The organism is Eubacteriales bacterium (assembly GCA_041390245.1).
In the GTDB taxonomy this organism is placed as follows: domain Bacteria; phylum Bacillota; class Clostridia; order Christensenellales; family JAWKQI01; genus JAWKQI01.
Map to the genome: position 1 here is coordinate 14,863 of JAWKQI010000001.1, position 16,993 is coordinate 31,855.

The 16,993-nt window shown below is 38.8% G+C and carries 19 protein-coding genes; all 19 read right to left on the reverse strand.

Features of this window, described 5'->3' with window-relative positions; translation table 11 throughout:
- Positions 1-8: 8 nt before the first annotated feature.
- The 19 genes from R2876_00055 to R2876_00145 all read right to left on the reverse strand — a co-directional run bounded on the left by R2876_00055 (position 9) and on the right by R2876_00145 (position 16,897).
- Positions 9-4,301, reverse strand: coding sequence for a PolC-type DNA polymerase III (locus tag R2876_00055; GenBank protein MEZ4357023.1), 4,293 nt, complete (start codon positions 4,299-4,301; stop codon positions 9-11).
- A 24-nt stretch (positions 4,302-4,325) separates the two neighbouring features.
- Complete coding sequence (gene ispG / locus R2876_00060) at positions 4,326-5,378, reverse strand: flavodoxin-dependent (E)-4-hydroxy-3-methylbut-2-enyl-diphosphate synthase (GenBank protein MEZ4357024.1); 1,053 nt, start codon at positions 5,376-5,378, stop codon at positions 4,326-4,328.
- A gap of 5 nt (positions 5,379-5,383) precedes the next feature.
- Positions 5,384-6,400, reverse strand: coding sequence for a M50 family metallopeptidase (locus tag R2876_00065; GenBank protein ID MEZ4357025.1), 1,017 nt, complete (start codon positions 6,398-6,400; stop codon positions 5,384-5,386).
- Positions 6,401-6,448: 48 nt separating this feature from the next.
- Entirely contained in the window at positions 6,449-7,627 is a 1,179-nt protein-coding gene (dxr, locus tag R2876_00070) for a 1-deoxy-D-xylulose-5-phosphate reductoisomerase (GenBank protein MEZ4357026.1), read from the reverse strand.
- Positions 7,628-7,634: 7 nt separating this feature from the next.
- Positions 7,635-8,441, reverse strand: a complete 807-nt coding sequence (locus R2876_00075) for a phosphatidate cytidylyltransferase (protein ID MEZ4357027.1) — start codon at positions 8,439-8,441, stop codon at positions 7,635-7,637.
- A gap of 19 nt (positions 8,442-8,460) precedes the next feature.
- Positions 8,461-9,219, reverse strand: a complete 759-nt coding sequence (locus R2876_00080) for an isoprenyl transferase (GenBank protein MEZ4357028.1) — start codon at positions 9,217-9,219, stop codon at positions 8,461-8,463.
- Positions 9,220-9,270: 51 nt separating this feature from the next.
- Positions 9,271-9,465, reverse strand: coding sequence for a hypothetical protein (locus R2876_00085; protein MEZ4357029.1), 195 nt, complete (start codon positions 9,463-9,465; stop codon positions 9,271-9,273).
- Entirely contained in the window at positions 9,466-10,023 is a 558-nt protein-coding gene (frr, locus tag R2876_00090; protein MEZ4357030.1) for a ribosome recycling factor, read from the reverse strand. It abuts the gene before it with no gap.
- A 55-nt stretch (positions 10,024-10,078) separates the two neighbouring features.
- The gene (gene pyrH, locus R2876_00095; protein ID MEZ4357031.1) at positions 10,079-10,786 is read right to left on the reverse strand and encodes a UMP kinase; all 708 of its coding nucleotides are present in this window, start codon (positions 10,784-10,786) and stop codon (positions 10,079-10,081) included.
- 72 nt (positions 10,787-10,858) lie between these two features.
- Complete coding sequence (gene tsf / locus R2876_00100) at positions 10,859-11,506, reverse strand: translation elongation factor Ts (protein MEZ4357032.1); 648 nt, start codon at positions 11,504-11,506, stop codon at positions 10,859-10,861.
- 25 nt (positions 11,507-11,531) lie between these two features.
- Positions 11,532-12,368: a 30S ribosomal protein S2 gene (rpsB, locus tag R2876_00105; GenBank protein ID MEZ4357033.1), complete on the reverse strand. Its 837-nt coding sequence runs from the start codon at positions 12,366-12,368 to the stop codon at positions 11,532-11,534.
- A 151-nt stretch (positions 12,369-12,519) separates the two neighbouring features.
- Complete coding sequence (locus R2876_00110) at positions 12,520-12,855, reverse strand: DUF1292 domain-containing protein (protein MEZ4357034.1); 336 nt, start codon at positions 12,853-12,855, stop codon at positions 12,520-12,522.
- Positions 12,856-12,871: 16 nt separating this feature from the next.
- Complete coding sequence (gene ruvX, locus R2876_00115; GenBank protein MEZ4357035.1) at positions 12,872-13,288, reverse strand: Holliday junction resolvase RuvX; 417 nt, start codon at positions 13,286-13,288, stop codon at positions 12,872-12,874.
- Between the two features lie 6 nt (positions 13,289-13,294).
- Positions 13,295-14,236, reverse strand: coding sequence for an aldo/keto reductase (locus tag R2876_00120; protein MEZ4357036.1), 942 nt, complete (start codon positions 14,234-14,236; stop codon positions 13,295-13,297).
- 14 nt (positions 14,237-14,250) lie between these two features.
- Positions 14,251-14,517, reverse strand: a complete 267-nt coding sequence (locus R2876_00125; protein MEZ4357037.1) for an IreB family regulatory phosphoprotein — start codon at positions 14,515-14,517, stop codon at positions 14,251-14,253.
- A 140-nt stretch (positions 14,518-14,657) separates the two neighbouring features.
- The gene (locus tag R2876_00130) at positions 14,658-14,816 is read right to left on the reverse strand and encodes a hypothetical protein (protein MEZ4357038.1); all 159 of its coding nucleotides are present in this window, start codon (positions 14,814-14,816) and stop codon (positions 14,658-14,660) included.
- Between the two features lie 80 nt (positions 14,817-14,896).
- The gene (gene nifU / locus R2876_00135; GenBank protein ID MEZ4357039.1) at positions 14,897-15,271 is read right to left on the reverse strand and encodes a Fe-S cluster assembly scaffold protein NifU; all 375 of its coding nucleotides are present in this window, start codon (positions 15,269-15,271) and stop codon (positions 14,897-14,899) included.
- 20 nt (positions 15,272-15,291) lie between these two features.
- Entirely contained in the window at positions 15,292-16,452 is a 1,161-nt protein-coding gene (gene nifS / locus R2876_00140; protein ID MEZ4357040.1) for a cysteine desulfurase NifS, read from the reverse strand.
- Between the two features lie 10 nt (positions 16,453-16,462).
- Positions 16,463-16,897 (reverse strand): Rrf2 family transcriptional regulator, encoded by a 435-nt coding sequence (locus tag R2876_00145; GenBank protein ID MEZ4357041.1) that lies wholly within the window; start codon positions 16,895-16,897, stop codon positions 16,463-16,465.
- Positions 16,898-16,993 lie beyond the last annotated feature (96 nt).

Consider the following 16,993-nt stretch of genomic DNA (forward strand, 5'->3'; position numbering starts at 1 on the left):
TTTCCTCTTTAAAAAAAGCTTAGCTGGTTTTCCTCCGGCATATCTATAAGGCAGCCGTATTTGTGCATTTTTTCAATAGACGCGCTTGTCATCTTCGCGCGTTGCCTTAAATCCTCAATTGAGATAAACTCTGCTTCTTCCCTGGCCTTGATTATGTTATTGGCAGCGTTCTCGCCTAAGTTTTCAATGCTTATAAACGGAAGGCGCAGATAGTCTCCTTCTATAATAAATTCCTTTGCCTTTGATTTCTTTAAATCTACAGGCAAAAACCCAAGGCCCCTTTCATATAACTCCTGAATAACTTCGAGTATAGTTAACTGGGATTTTTGCATGGCGTTTAAATTGCCCATATTTTCAAGCCTTCTTATCTTTGCTATTACCCCGTTTTCTCCGCCGGATATCATATCCGCCGAAAAGTTGTCTGCTCGCACGGTAAAATACGCAGCATAAAACTCCCGTTTACAATGGACTTTATAATAAGCTATTCTAAATGCCATTATAACGTATGCAGAAGCATGCGCCTTTGGAAACATGTATTTTATCTTTTTACAGGAATCTATAAACCAATTGGGCACGTTTTTTTCCCTCATTGCCTGCTCTTGTTCATCGGTCAGTCCCTTGCCCTTTCTTACGTTTTCCATCGTAAAGAAGGCGGTCCTTGGCTCAACGCCGCAGGATACGAGGTAATTCATTATATCGTCCCTGGTGCATATGACGTTTGAAAGCGTTGCAACTTTATTCAGTATAAGGTCATGTGCGTTATTCAGCCATACATCCGTTCCATGCGAAAGGCCGCTTATACGTATAAGTTCGCTCATCGTTTTCGGCATCGTATCGCAAAGCATCTGGCGGACAAACCTGGTGCCAAATTCTGGTATGGCTATAGAACCGGTTTTACAGCCTAAAATTTGCTCCGGAACAACATCCAAAGCGTCCGTACTGCTAAATATACTCATAGTCGCTTCATCGTTTAAAGGTATCGATTTTGGCTTTATACCCGTTAAGTCTTTCAGCATTTTAAGCATGGTCGGGTCGTCATGCCCTAGAATATCCAGCTTTACCAATGTATCGTGAAGGGAATTAAAATCCAGATGCGTAGTCGTCGTATCCGAGGTCACGTCGTTTGCCGGGCGCTGGACAGGCGTAAAATCATATATCTCCTTATCCTGCGGGACAACCACCAAACCGCCCGGGTGCTGCCCCGTGGTTTTTTTTGTGCCGCTTATGCCGTTTATCAACCTCTTTATTTCTGCGCTTGAATAATTTTCTCCTTTGGCTTCCATGTAGTCTCTTACGTAACCGTATGCTATCTTATCCATTACAGCGCTTATAGTGCCTGCACGGTAAATATACTTTTCTCCAAACAGCTCTTCTGTGAATTTATGCGCAACCGGCTGGTAATCGCCGGAAAAGTTTAAATCTATATCAGGTACTTTATCTGCATTGATGCCAAGAAAGACTTCAAACGGTATATTGAACCCGTCTGTATCGTAGTCGTTCCCGCAAATTGGACATTTTTTATGCGGGAGGTCTTTACCGCATTCGTATTTTTCTATATCTATATCAAAATCTGAGTGCTTGCAGTTACGGCAAATGTAATGAGGCTGCAGCGGGTTTACCTCGGTTATGCCCATCGCAAAAGCTGCAAAAGAGGACCCTACAGAACCTCTTGAGCCTACAAGGTACCCGTCGTCTAAAGATTTTTTAACCAGCTTATGCGCGATATAATAAAGCACCGCAAATCCATTGGTTATTATAGAATGAAGCTCTCTATCAAGCCTCTTTGCAACTATGTCCGGTAAATCTTCCCCGTAAATGCTTTTAACAGTCTTATATGCCAGATCCTTTATAAAATCCTCTGCGCCGGCGATTTTTGGCATTGCCGGCTCTTTTGGCAGCAGGTTAAAGCTTTCAACTTGCCCGGCGATTTTTTGAGTATTGCTTACTACTATTTCCTTTGCTACTTCTTCACCCATGAATGAAAAGTCATCTAGCATTTCCTGCGTCCTCCTTAAATAAAGCGGTGGCTGGATATCTGCATCTTCAAAACCGCGTTTATCCATTATTATACGGCGGAAAACTTCGTCTTCTGGATTTAAAAAATGCGCATCAGAAGTTGCTACTACAGGCTTTTTATACTTCTTGCCGAGTTCGTATATTTTAAAATAGATGTCTTCTAATTCTTTTTCATTTTTTAATGTACCGTTCCGCAGCAAAAACATGTTATTTCCCTTGGGCTGCAGCTCATAATAATCGTAAAATTCAGCTAAGGAATGCATGGTCTTTTTATCCGCACCGTTTAGGGCCGCCCGAAACAGCTCGCCTTGTTCACATGCAGAACCGATTATAAGCCCTTTCCTCATTTTCTTTAAGTGGGATTTTGGTATACGCGGCCTCCTGTAAAAATAATCAAGATGTGACTCTGAAACCAGTTTATATAGATTTTTTAGCCCTTCCTTATTTTTGCAAAGTATTATAACGTGATTTACATGTGTGCCTTTTGACTTGTCATCTCCGAACTTAAGTTCGTTTAATGCGCCTACGTTGGTAAGGCCTATTTCCTCTAGCCTTGCGAACATATTTAATAGTATCTTTGCAGTACATTCCGCATCGTTTAACGCCCTGTGGTGTTTTAACGGTATGTCTAGATATTCGGCTACTTTATTCAGGGAATGTGAGTTGAGCTCACGATATAACTTTCTAGATAGCGGCAGAGTGTCTAGGACGTCATTATCAAAATTTATCCCGTATTTTGCACCGTGATTAAACACAAAACCCGAATCGAAATCAGAATTATGCGCTACTAAACAAGCATCTCCCACGAACTTTTTAAATTCCGATAAAACTTCTGCATCTTCGGGTGCATCCTTAACCATTTCATCCGTGATACCTGTTAAAGACACAATAAACGGCGGTATAGGCCTTTTGGGGTTTACGAAAGAGGAAAACGTATCTAAAATCTCTCCGTCTTTCACCCGTACTGCACCTATTTCTGTTATAGCGTCTTCGTTATAGTTAGTTCCAGTTGTCTCTATATCAAATACGACGTATTCCGAATCAAATCCCAACTCGTTTTTGCCAGAAAATATCTCTTTTGTATCGTCAAACAGATACCCTTCCATTCCGTAGATTATCTTTATTTTGCCATTGGCCGCATTTTCAGCATCGGGGAAAGACTGTACAACGCCATGGTCTGTTATCGCTATTGCGTTCATACCCCAATTAACTGCGCAATTAACTGCATCCTTTGTCTTGATAGTCGCATCCTGGGCGCTCATCATAGTATGAAGGTGAAGCTCCACGCGTTTTTCACCTGCATTGTCTACTCTGCCCAAAAATTCTGACTTATTTATATTGCTTACTCCTATACATGTCTCTTTATTATAAGTATCGTATCTTGCCTGGCCTTGTACTAAATAGTAGTTGTCAGTTTTAAGGAGATCCTTTATTTGGTTCAGCCTTTCCCTGGTAGTAAAATACGTACAATTTATGGTCGAAGTTTTATCATATATGCCAAATTTGAATATAGCACGCTTTCCGTCTTTTAATTCAATAGTTTCGTTATATATCATTTTCCCGGATACAGTAACGTTTCCGGACATATCTGTTATTTCATATACCTTTATTGGAACTGCAACTATTTTTTTGCCGCATATAACTTCGCTTTTCTTATCAAGTTTTATTGGGTTAAATTTTTTTTCTGTCTTCGCCGGCTTTAATTCTTTTGCCTTTAACGGCTTAAATTCTTCAGCCGGTGCTTTTTCAGCGGCTACAGTTTCTTTTTCTTCATTTACTTGCTTTAAATCTTCTTTTGTATACTTTGGAATTTGCCCGTCGAAAAGCACTTTTACAGCCTTTGGCGCTTTACCCAGCGAAGAATAGTATTCTTCAGTATACGAAGCAAACTTAGAAGCGCCTATTATATCAACTGCACATTCATATGCCACTTTTATCAAAATACCTGAGTCTTTTTCTTCTATCAACGAATCTTTTATAAACGGGTATATAAACGGAAGCTTTATCCTTGCGATTTCCTTTAAAACAAAAGCTTTGCCTTCTTCACCTTCCGGCGCTGAAATAGACACGCTAAAAGAACATTTACCTTTTATATTCTCTTCTAATATATTTTTTATATCGAAATAAATCAAAGGGGATATTTTTTCGCAAACTAAAAAAAGCATAAGGCAGTTTTGAGCCTTTTTAAAGGCTGTTTTTTGAATGGTACATAATGCTTCACCTTGCTTAGCTTTAAATGCGGTGTCAATTTTGTCTCTAAGCTTTACTATATCAGACCCCTGCAATGTCGTTTCCCCCTGCTTAAAACCCTAAAAATGTGTTTTTATATAATCTAAAAGTTCCTCCACCAAACGGTTCTCGTCTACCGTTTTAATAAGTTCTCCGTGTGCAAATATAGCGCCTCGCCCGTCTCCTCCGGCTATGCCTACGTCGGCATGTTTGGCTTCTCCCGGGCCGTTTACTATACAGCCCATGACGGCCACTTTAATCGGCTTGTCCACGCCTTTTAACCCGGCTTTTACTTCTTTTACAATATCCTTTAGCGGTATGCGGCAACGCCCACATGTAGGGCACGATACTATATCTATACCGAATTTTCTTACTCCTGCGTATTGCAATATACTCTTTGCCGCGCCTATTTCCAAAACCGGGTCCCCTGTTATAGAAACCCTTATAGTATCTCCGATTCCATTTATAAGCAGGCTGCCTAACGCCATAGACGATTTGACTATGGAAGATTCATAGTCTCCTGCTTCGGTAACGCCTATGTGCAGCGGATAATCGCTTTTCGCACTAAAAATTTCATATGCTTTTATGCACTCTGAAACGTCAGAAGATTTAAGAGACACGACAATACTGTCAAACCCGAACTTTTCTATTATCCGGACGTTTTGAATAGCACTTTTTGCAAGAGCCTCAGCCCCGTTGCCGTATTTATCTTCGATTTCTTTTTCAACAGACCCGGAATTTACGCCAACCCGAATAGCAGCGCCGGCAAGCTTGGCAGCGTCTACCACTTTTTTTATGTTTTGCTCGTTTCCTATGTTACCCGGGTTTATCCTTATCTTATCAGCGCCGTTTTCAACAGCCGCAACTGCAAGTTTATAATCAAAGTGTATATCCGCAACAAGCGGTATGGTTATCACGTCTTTTATTTTTCTTAAAGACTTAACGCATTCTTCATCGAACACTGCAACTCTAACTATCTCGCATCCAGCATCGCATAGTTTAGATATCTGCTGCAAAGTCTTTTCAACATCTCTTGTATCTGTATCAGTCATGGACTGTATTAAAACCAGATTTCCCCCACCGATAGCGGTGTTTCCGATTTTAACAACTTTTGTCTTTTTCCTTTCGCTCATTTCCCTTATTCAATAACCCCTAAAATATCTTTATACGTAAGCAATAATATTAAAACTATCAGGATAACAAATCCTACAAAATTTGCATATCCTTCAATATTGTTTGGTAATGGCTTTTTGCGTATTTTTTCTATACCTAAAAATACAAGCCTTCCTCCGTCTAGCGCAGGGAACGGCAGCAGGTTGATTATGCCTAAGTTTATGCTTAACAGTGCAGCCAAACGTAATATGGTTTCCGTTCCGTACTTTATATAATTACTTATAAGAACAATGGTCCCGACAGGCCCTGCCGTATCGCTTAACCCCTGCCCCTTGAAAATCAACAGGCCTAAAGCTATAATCATCTGTTTGATTATCAAAAACAGCCATTTAAAACTTAAGGCAAATCCTTCTAAAATCGAAAAAGTCTTTCCTTCTCCTATAACGGAAATCCCGATTATATTCTTGTCCTGGCTTTCATCGAAAACCGTATTCATCACAAGGTCTATCTCTTCGCCGTCGCGTAATACAGTAAGGGTAACCTGGTCCCCCAAGTTTTCAACAGCCATATCAAATTCCATTCCAAAATCTATTTTGTTGCCGTTTATGGCAATTATTTCATCATCAGGCATGACTCCTGCTTCCTCTGCAGGGCCTCCGGCAGTTACCCCTTTTACGACCGGAACTACGTCTCCGAAGGTGCAGAGTATTATAATGGCTAAAATAAATGCAAATAATATGTTCATAATAGGCCCGGCAGCTATTACGAGTGCCCGGTGCCCTACCGGATGCTTATTAAAAGTCTTTTCATCATCTAAGTCTTCATCTTCACCGTAAAATTTGTTAAAGCCGCCTATTGGAAAAGCACGGATAGAATAAAGTATCCCTTTTTTCTCCCAGCTGACAATCTTTGGCCCCATGCCTACCGCAAATTCTAAAATTGTAAATCCGAATATCCTGCCTACAATATAGTGCCCATATTCATGTACAACAACCAATAATGTTAAAAGCAAAAGAGCTAATAAGATATTTAAAACAGTCAATATACTTCCTCCATGTTTCTTAACTTTATATGTTCATTATACTCTATTTTAAAATCTATAATTCTTCAAAGTATTACTGCCATATGTATTTTCAATGAATTTTCGTGCTAAACTATCTATATAACTAATATCTTCTATGCTGTCACACGTTTTAGCCGCAAATTTTTCTGTGCTTTCATTTGTAAGTTCATATATTTTACCCAATGGTATCTTTCCTTGTAAAAACATCTCTACAGCTACTTCGTTTGCCGCATTAAGCGCTACGCACGCCGCAGTTCCTGCGTCAAGCGCATCGTAAGCAAGTTTGATGCTTGGGAAACGGTTAAAATCTGGCGCTTCAAATGACAAGGAACCTAACTTCTTAAAATCCAAACTCTCAACCTGTGCTCCTAGCCTGTCAGGATAGCTAAACGCATATTGTATGGGCAGCGTCATGCTTGTAGCAGACATCTGTGCCATAACGGAAGCATTTATATATTCTACCATCGAATGGATTATGCTTTGCGGGTGGATTATAACCTCTATCTTTTCAGGTTCTACGTTAAACAGCCACCTTGTCTCCATGACTTCAAGGCCTTTATTCATCATCGTTGCGCTGTCTACCGTTATCTTTTTACCCATGCTCCAGTTAGGATGGTTAAGCGCTTCGCTGACAGTTGCATTATATATCCTGGCTTTTTTAAAAGTGCGAAAAGGCCCTCCGGAGGCCGTTAGTATTATGCGTTTTAAATCCTTTGTATCATATTTGCTGCAAAGGCATTGAAATATCGCAGAAAGTTCACTGTCTACAGGAATTACGTTTGCTTTATTTTTATCTATCATTGAACGGATAACTTTTCCGCCACATACAAAGGATTCTTTATTTGCAAGGGCAATACTTATATCGTTTTGAATGCACCTTACCAAAGCCGGCAGGCCGCAGATCCCTACAACCGCGATAAACGCCATGTCGCAAAGGCTTTTTTCGCAAACCTCCCTTAAGCTATCTTCGCCAAAAAGCAGTGTTGTCCCTTTTTCAAACATAGCTTTAATTTCAGAGTTTTCTTTAACACCGGTTAAGCAGACTACTTCCGGTTTAAATTCCTTTGCCTGTTTTGCCACTAATTCAACGTTTTTGTTGGCAGTTAAAACAGTTGCCTTAAATTTATCATCATTTTTTCTTATTACTTCAAGCGCCAGCTTCCCTAAAGTTCCGGTGGCACCGAGCACTGCAATTTTTTTTGCCATTTAAACCTCACCCAATAAAAAAGAAAAAGTAGAAATAAACTACGGGGCTTATAAAGAGCGAACTATCTAGCCTATCCATAATTCCGCCATGGCCCGGCATTATAGTCCCGAAATCTTTAACCTTGCACTCCCTTTTAAACGCAGAGGCTACTAAGTCCCCAACTTGTGAAATTGCCGGAAGAATTGCCCCCAGTATTATAAAATGGATGTATGAAACATTGGCGTTAAAATATTTATTTGCTATATAACCCAATATCATAACTACTATATACCCGCTTATAATACCTCCTATTGCGCCTTCTATCGTCTTTTTAGGGCTTATATTTGGGCAAAGCTTGTGTTTCCCAAACAGCTTCCCTATGAACAGAGCAAAACTATCAGATGTTATAGCCGCACAAAACGTTATTAAAAGCTTTAATCTCATTAATGTTATGCTGCCAGACGTTACCAGCGCTATTAGAAAAAGATAGAAAAACTGAGGATATATAAATATAAACAAAGAATTAGCCGATTTTAAAATCTTGTCTTTTCCGTCAAACATCATCTGTATTAATAAAAGCATTACAAATATCATGCTTAAAAACAAAGCTCCAAAGAGGCCAAGAAAAAGATATGACGGAATTAAAAGCACGGTAAAGATATAAAGCTGTACTTCGTATACATCTCTTCCTGTCTGCTTTATCGTATTTATCATTTCATACTCTGATATCAATGCAAGCAAAGCAATTGAGATTATTATAAACCAATCGAGTATCCATGCTGCAAAGATCAACAGCAAAAATGCAGGAATGGAAAACAATGTCCTTTGCCACATAAAAGTATCCTCCTATAGGCTAAATCGCGCCAAATCTTCTTTGGCGTTGTTCAAATTCAATAAGTGCTTTTAAATATTCCTTTTCATTAAAATCCGGCCACAATGTTTTTGTAAAGATAAATTCCGAATATGCTGCCTGATACAATAAAAAATTGCTCAGCCTGTTTTCACCGCTCGTTCGAATTATAAGATCAGGCTCAGGCAGGTCTGCTGTATAAAGGTTTTTTAAGATAGTATTTTCATCTATCTCATCTATGGATATTTCACCAGACATGGCTTTTGAAGCTATTTTTTTAACCGCACTCACCATCTCTTGCCTCGATCCGTAATTCAGCGCCATATTGACTATAAGGCCTGTATTGTTTTTAGTGGTTTCCTTTGCGCGGTCTATTTCATCAGCTACTTTTTTAGGCATTTTATTTAAATCGCCTAATGTTTTTATACGCGTATTTTTTCTGTTTAATTCATTAAGCTCTTTTTTTATATATTCAACTAAAAGGTCCATTAAAACATTAACTTCGTCTTGTGGCCTTTTCCAGTTTTCTGTTGAAAATGCAAAAAGTGTAAGTGCTTTAATTCCTAAATCAGAACTAAGCCTTATTACAGTACGTACATTTTCAACACCGGCGCGATGCCCGACAGACCTTGGAAGTTTCCTTTTCTGTGCCCATCTACCGTTTCCGTCCATTATAATTGCAACATGTTCGGGTAAATTTTTATGATCAAGTTCCTGCATTAAACTATTAATGCCAGCCGCCTTTTTCTTAAATATTCTCAAAAAATCCTCCAGTGCTTTTAAATAATCCCAAAGCAACTCTGCTTGGGATTGTTAGAAAGAATCTATTTTAAACGAACTTACAACAAGCTCTATACTATCATCTGCTTTTCTGCGCTGCCTTATAACCCGATTTTTATAATCCGGCATCTCCCGCCTGTTTTCGTATATAACTACAACAACCTTTTTATTTTCTTTTTCTAATAAACACACGGCCTCTTCCTGAAAAAGCCCTAAGACATTTTTCATTTAAACTTCCATGATCTCTGTTTCTTTTGAATCCATCATCTTATCTATCGATTTGATGAATTTGTCTGTTTCTTTTTGCACGTCTTCTTCAAGTTCTTTCAAATCATCCTCAGTTATTTCAGAATCTTTCTGTTCTTTTTTAAGAAGCTCGTTTGCATCTCTCCTGATAGAGCGCACGGCTACTTTGGTTTCCTCACCTTTTTTCTTTAAGACTTTTACAAGCTCTTTTCTTCTTTCCTGAGTTAATTCCGGAAAAACAAGGCGTATAACTTTCCCGTCGTTTGATGGATTTATACCAATGTCCGAGCGCATAATAGCCTTTTCTATTTCAACGATCAATGATGAATCCCAAGGCGAAATAACAAGCAGCCTTGGTTCGGGGGAAGATATATTGCCGACCTGGTTTATAGGCGTCGGCGTGCCGTAATAATCTACTTTTACACTATCCAGTAAGCGTGGGTTTGCTCTGCCAGCGCGTATGTGGGCTAATTCTTTTTCAAATATAGCAATGGATTTTTCCATCTTCTCTTTAGCATTAGTCAGTACAATGTGTTCCATAGCGAACCTCCATCGAAGTGATTATTGATATTATATAACATAAATAAGTATTTTTCTATACATTAATTTTAGTTCCTATACTTTCTCCAAGAACAGCTCTCTTTATTCCATCCGGTTCATCTAATCCAAATACTACTATAGGTATCTTATTGTCCATACAAAGTGTTATAGCCGTTGTATCCATTACCGTCAATCCTTTTGCTATGACTTCTAAATAAGTTATTTTATCGTACTTGATAGCATTTTTATCTTTGCTTGGGTCGTTAGAATATACCCCGTCTATATTTTTTGCTAAAAGCAGCATATCCACTTCCATTTCGGCAGCACGCAGCGCCGCAGCTGTATCAGTTGAAAAATACGGGTTGCCGGTCCCGCAGGCAAATATAACTATCCTGCCCTTTTCAAAATGCCGGACGGCCCTTCTCCTAATATAGGGTTCTGCTATCTGCCTCATCTCTATTGCAGTTAAGACTCTGGTCTGCATGCCCTTATTTTCGAGCGCATCCTGCAAGGCAAGCGCATTTATGACTGTTGCTAGCATGCCCATATAATCGGCAGTAGTCCTGTCCATTTTTTCTCCGAACCTGCCGCGCCAAATATTGCCCCCGCCAACTACTATGCCGACTTCTATTCCAAGCGCTGCTATCTCAATTAATTGGCCGGCGACCTTATTGATAACTTCGAAATCAAAGCCTTTGCCAGATTCCCCTGCAAGAGCTCCTCCGCTTATTTTTAATATTACCCTTTTGCACTGTGTACTCATATTAAAATACCTCACAAATATTAATTACAAAAAAAGAGAACACTTTTGAACAGTGTTCTCTCTTAAGCTCACTTACATACCAGACTGCTTCATGACTTCGCTTACAAAATCGTCTTCCCTTTTTTGCAAGCCTTCGCCCATCTCATAGCGCGTGAATCTGCGGACGCTTATCTTCTCGCCTATTTTTGCAGTCTTTTCAATTATTAAATCTTTAACTTTCTTATCTGTATCTTTAACAAATTCCTGTTCTAATAAACAAACCTGTGAATAATACTTGCTGATACGGCCTTCTACCATTTTATCCACTATCTTTTCAGGCTTGCCTTCGTTCAATGCCTGCGCTCTAAGTATTGTCTTTTCTTTTTCTATCTCATCGGCAGGTACTTCGTCACTTGAAATATAAGCAGGCTTAGAAGCCGCAATTTGCATCGCTATATCACGTACTAGCGCTTTGAATTCGTCAGTCTTGGCAACGAAATCCGTTTCACAGTTGACTTCAACCAATACGCCTATTTTCCCGCCTAAATGTATATATGAATCAACAATACCTTCGGCAGCTATTCTGCCTGACTTTTTAGCAGCAGCAGCAAGGCCTTTTTCACGTAAAAATTCTATTGCCTTTTCTATATCACCGTTAACTTCTACCAGCGCTTTTTTGCAATCCATCATTCCGGCGCCGGTTCTCTCTCTTAATGTTTTTACATCATTTGCAGATACCATCTATATCTCCTCCAAAACTAAGTTATTATTCCTCATCTTTCGCAGCATCCTGCTCCGTAAATTCTTCTTCTGAAACAACTGGCTCTTCTTTAGCTTCTTCTTTAGCTTCTTCTTTAGATTCTTCATCAGTGCTTTTTTCTTCAGATGTTTCTTCAGAAGGTTCCCCTGCATCAAATTGTTCGCCTTGTTTTGCCTCTATACATGCATCCGCCATTTTCTCAACTATAAGCTTAACAGCACGGATAGCATCGTCATTACCAGGTATTACAACGTCTACTTCATCAGGATCACAGTTCGTATCGACTATTGCCACTACAGGAATACCGAGCGCTTTTGCCTCAAGTATTGCAATATGTTCTTTTTTCGGGTCTACAACAAACATAACTCCCGGCAGATCTTTCATATTGCGGATCCCGCCGACATTCTTCAAAAGCTTTTCTTTCTCGTGCATCAACTTAATAATTTCTTTTTTAGGCAAGAGGTTTATTTCTCCGCTTGTTTCCATATCTTCAATTTTATTTAAGCGGTCTACACGAGTACGTATTGTTTTAAAATTTGTAAGCATTCCACCCAGCCATCTTTGGCTTACATAGAACATCTCACAACGTTTTGCTTCTGTTTCAACAGACTCCTGCGCCTGTTTTTTTGTACCAACAAAAAGCACAGTTTTATTGTCTGCAACTATGTCCCGAATAAAATAATATGCTTTTTCTACTTTTTTAACTGTTTTTTGCAAATCAATGATATAGATACCATTTCTCTCTGTGAAAATGTATCTCTTCATCTTTGGGTTCCATCTGCGTGTCTGATGGCCGAAGTGTACACCAGCTTCAAGAAGCTGTTTCATTGAAATTACTGACATTATAAAAATTCCTCCTCGTTTTTCCTCCCTAAGCTTCATTTACGCATTCAACCAAACTGGCACGAAAATGCGAATCCGCAAAGGTGCGTTTTACAAAAAAATATTTTATCATAAGGATTTGCTTTTGGCAAGATTAAGTTAAAACTTTTTCTTACTCTTCTTCTTCCTCTTCACTGTCTTCATCGTCGTCTTCATAATCTTCACCAGAATAATAGATGTTTAAAAACGCCTCCCATGCACTCTCCATTTCATCGTCGTCTTCTATTGGAGTAAATAGTTCCTCTCCGTTTTCATCTTCGTCTAGGCGCATTAAAACTACTTCTTCCTCTTCTTCTTTTTCGTTGTCGTCTATAGGGACAAATGCAACGTAAACCTTATCTTCATGTTCAAATGTCAGCACATGCTCCATCTTTAAGTTGTTGCCGTCTTCATCAATCAGCTCTACTATGTTGTCTTCTTCGCCTGTGTTAGTATTTTTTGTTTCCATGTTAAAACTCCTTTTATTAAATACTTATTGTATCAAGATAGCTTTGCAATATGACTACTGCCGCCATTTTATCTATAACTTTTCTTCGTTTTGCACGGCTTAAGTCAGCAGCTATAAGGACTTTTTCCGCTTCTTTTGTAGTAAGCCTTTCATCGAAATATTTTAATTCCATTTTACTTGCCTTTTTTATTTTTTCGGCAAAAGACTTTATCTTTTCCGCCTGCGGGCCAAAACTGCCGTTCATATTAAGCGGCAAACCTACCAAAAATACATCTGCACCTAATGTTTTTGCTTTATTTACCAAATATTCAATATCTGCAGAAGTATTTTTCCTCTCGTAAGTTTCAACGCCCTGGGCTGTTATAAAAAGCGGGTCGCTCAATGCTATCCCTATCCTTTTTTCCCCTATATCTAAACAAATTATTCGTTTCATATATTTTTATATCACCTTAATTGAAAATTGCGGGCACACCCTCGCACAATAAGCGCAAAAAACGCATTTGTCTTGAAAGACGGCTGCTTTCCCGTCTTTTATATAAAGTGCTTTGCTCTTGCAGGCTTTTACACACTTGCCGCAGCCCTCGCACCAGTCTTGTATCAGAATCTGCCTCTTCTTGGTAGACAGATTTTTAGAAAGTTCTTCAGAAGGCAAAATACCGCTGAAATAATCACAGTTATACCTTAGCTCCTCATAAGACTGGACTCCGACAGCTATAGAGTCTATAAAATCCTTACCCAAAAGATAATCAAAAGATTCCCTCGTGTTTTGAATAAGGTGCCCGCCGCCGAGCGGCTTCATTGCATAGATGTCCTTGCCTGCTTCATGCGCCGTTTTGATAGCTTCAATCATTTCATCCCTGCTGCCGTCTGCAATCCCTATGCCTGAGATGTTTACAAGCGGATGTATAACGCTTATTTCGTTCAGTTTTGTTGCTGCTTTTACCCCTGCTATATAGTGTGTGGAAATACCAAATGCACCTATTAACCCTTTTTGTTTCATCGTAAGGAAATATTCAATTGCCTCAGCATGGCCTCTTAAAGTATGTACACTTTCCTGCTCATGTAGCAAAAAAAATTCCGCACGATCTCGCCCTGATTCTTTTAAATATTTTATCAAGCTTTTTTCTGCGGTCTTTTTATCATAAGCATAAGACTTAGTAGCAATCACTACGTCTTTTTTTGCCAAAGCACGTTTTATAAATTTATAAGTTCCGTATATCTCGGCAGTATCGAAAAAATTGACACCCAAGTCGCATGCCATATTAAGCAAATCAGCACCCTTTTTAATATCAAAGTCTTTTTGCATTGGACTAATTGTCAGCGTTCCAAAGCAAAGCCTTGAAACATCTTTGTTAATACTTTTTAAATAGCGGTACTTCAATTTAAAATCAACACTTACTTGCTTATTAAACTATCGATATAATAGCGTACAAATTCTTCTAACAAATCATCCCTGTCGACTCTTTTTACAATGGTGCGTGCATTCTGATAGCTCGTTATGTAAGTTGGATCACCGGAGATTATATATCCTATGAATTGGCTGACAGGATCATATCCCTTTTCCAACATGCTCTCACATGCAAGCCGTATGATTCTTTTTGTCTCGTTTTCGTCATCTTTATTATCAATAGAAAATTGCATCGTCCTATCAAAATTAGACATATTTCCCTCCTAAGTATTAATTATTTTTATTATACTATTATTTCACTATATTTACAATTAGAGTTATATAATAAACGTGTAAAATTTTTGTGTAAATATTTAAAAACCCGGAAGCCTTGCCCGGGTTTTTTACAAACTTTTTAGTTCCTCGTAAGCTCATCCATCTTATTGGTAATTGCTTGTTTGCCTCTGCTTACAATTTTGTTTATTTCCGGCTGAAAATATGGTAGCGTAACTGCCGCTACGACAGAACCTATCATAATCCCTGCCGCCATTCCTATCATTATACCACTTCTCAAAACTGCACTCTCCTTCCATTATTTATTAACGGTAATATTTTGTGCAGAAAAATAAAAATTATTTTAAATAAATTTATTTATTAAACGTTTTTATGTTTTTCGCGGTATTCCTTTATAGCGGCGTGGATCGCGTCTTCTGCAAGAAGCGAACAATGTATCTTCGGTTCCGGCAGGCCACCTAATTTTTCTATTATCATAGCTTTAGTCAGTTTTTCGGCCTCATCTAATGATTTGCCTTTTACCATTTCAGTCGCTATGCTTGAAGATGCAATAGCAGCGCAGCATCCGTAGGTCTTGAATTTTATGTCTTTTATTATATCGTTCTCAACTTTTAGGTATATTACCATTGTATCCCCACACTGTTTGCTCCCTACTTCGCTTACAGCATCTGCATCTTTAATTTCTCCAACGTTCCTTGGGTTTTTAAAATGCTCCATTACTGTTTCTGAATACATATTTTTTCTCCTTTTTAAAACTATTTTTTATAAAATGGTGATATAGTCCTTAGCTTTTCAACTGTTTCTTTAGTCAGTTTAACTGCATAGTCTATCTCATCATCTGTATTATCGCTTCCAATTGTATATCTAATAGAACTTCTTGAACTTTCTTCTCCGCTGCCTAAAGCCATAAGTACATAAGACGGTTCAAATAACCCGGACATACAGGCAGAACCTGAAGAGGCTGCAATTCCTTGCATATCCAGCGAGACTAAAAGCGCTTCTCCCTCAATTCCGTCAAATGAAACATTTACATTACCCGGCAGCCTGTTTGTAATATGCCCGTTTAATTTACTGTCTGGTATTTCAAGCAGCCCTTTTATCATCCTGTCCCTCATAGAAGCAAGCCTTTTGTTTTGAAACTCCCGCTCTTCTATCATAAGCTCTAAGGCTTTTGCCATGCCCACTATTCCCGGTATGTTTTCAGTCCCTGCTCTGCGGTTCCTCTCCTGCGCTCCTCCGTCTATCAATTTAACCAATTTAACGCCGCGGCGTATGTATAAAAAGCCCACACCCTTAGGCCCGTGAAATTTATGAGCCGAAGCAGAGAGCATGTCTATATCCATTGCATTGACATCAATATCAAGCACGCCCATAGCCTGTACTGCGTCTGTATGGAAAAGTATGCCTTTTTCTTTTGCGAGTTTACCTATTTCTGCAATCGGCATAATTGTTCCTATCTCATTGTTCGCAGTCATGATGCTTATCAATACCGTATCTTTTCTTATCGCATTTGAAACGTCTGTAACGCTTACCTGCCCGTCGCAGTCAACCGGCAAATATGTAACTTCAAACCCCTGCTTTTCAAGGGATTTAAAACTGTCTAAAACCGCATGATGCTCAACAGATGTAGTTATTAGGTGCTTGCCTTTATTTTTAAGAGCCTTAGCTGCGCCTTTTATGGCCCAGTTGTCGCTTTCAGAGCCGCCGGAAGTAAAGAATATCTCCTTTGGGTCGGCGTTTATTTTCCCTGCGATACTGGCCCTTGCCACTTCGAGCGCATCTTTAGCTTTTCTTCCAAACTGATGCTGACTAGATGCATTTCCATATATGTCGCTAAAATAAGGTATCATAGCGTCTATAACTTCTTTTCTGACTTTTGTCGTTGCTGCATTATCTAAATAAATATGCCTTTTCATTTTTTTCTCCCTAACATTTAACTGTCGTTTTATTCTTATTGTTCCATTCGTCTAACATATCTTGAAGAGTTATAGAATCTGCTATATCGTTTATCCCATCGTAAATCTTCTGCCATACGCTATGCATGACACAGCTTTCAATATTTAAACATTCTTTTGTGCCAACAACGCAATTTGCAGGGGTAAGAGGCCCTTCAAGTGCACGGATTACTTCTCCGACAGAGATTTTATCCGGGCTTTTATTTAGAAGATAGCCGCCCTGTGCGCCCCTTACGCTCTTTATAATCTTTTTATTTTTGAGTTTCGAAAATAGCTTTTCTAAGTATAAAACGCTTAGTTCCTGTTTATCGGCTATAGTTTTTAAACTTACAGGTTTTTCAGTTTGGTTGATAGCCACTTCAAAAACAGCTCTTAACCCATATCTACCTTTTGTAGATATAATCAATCTATTTCCCTCCAATTCATGCTAAAACAGTCTGAATTGATTTAATGTTATCAATTCAGACTGTTTTTGTCAAGTATATTTTATTACTATTTTAAA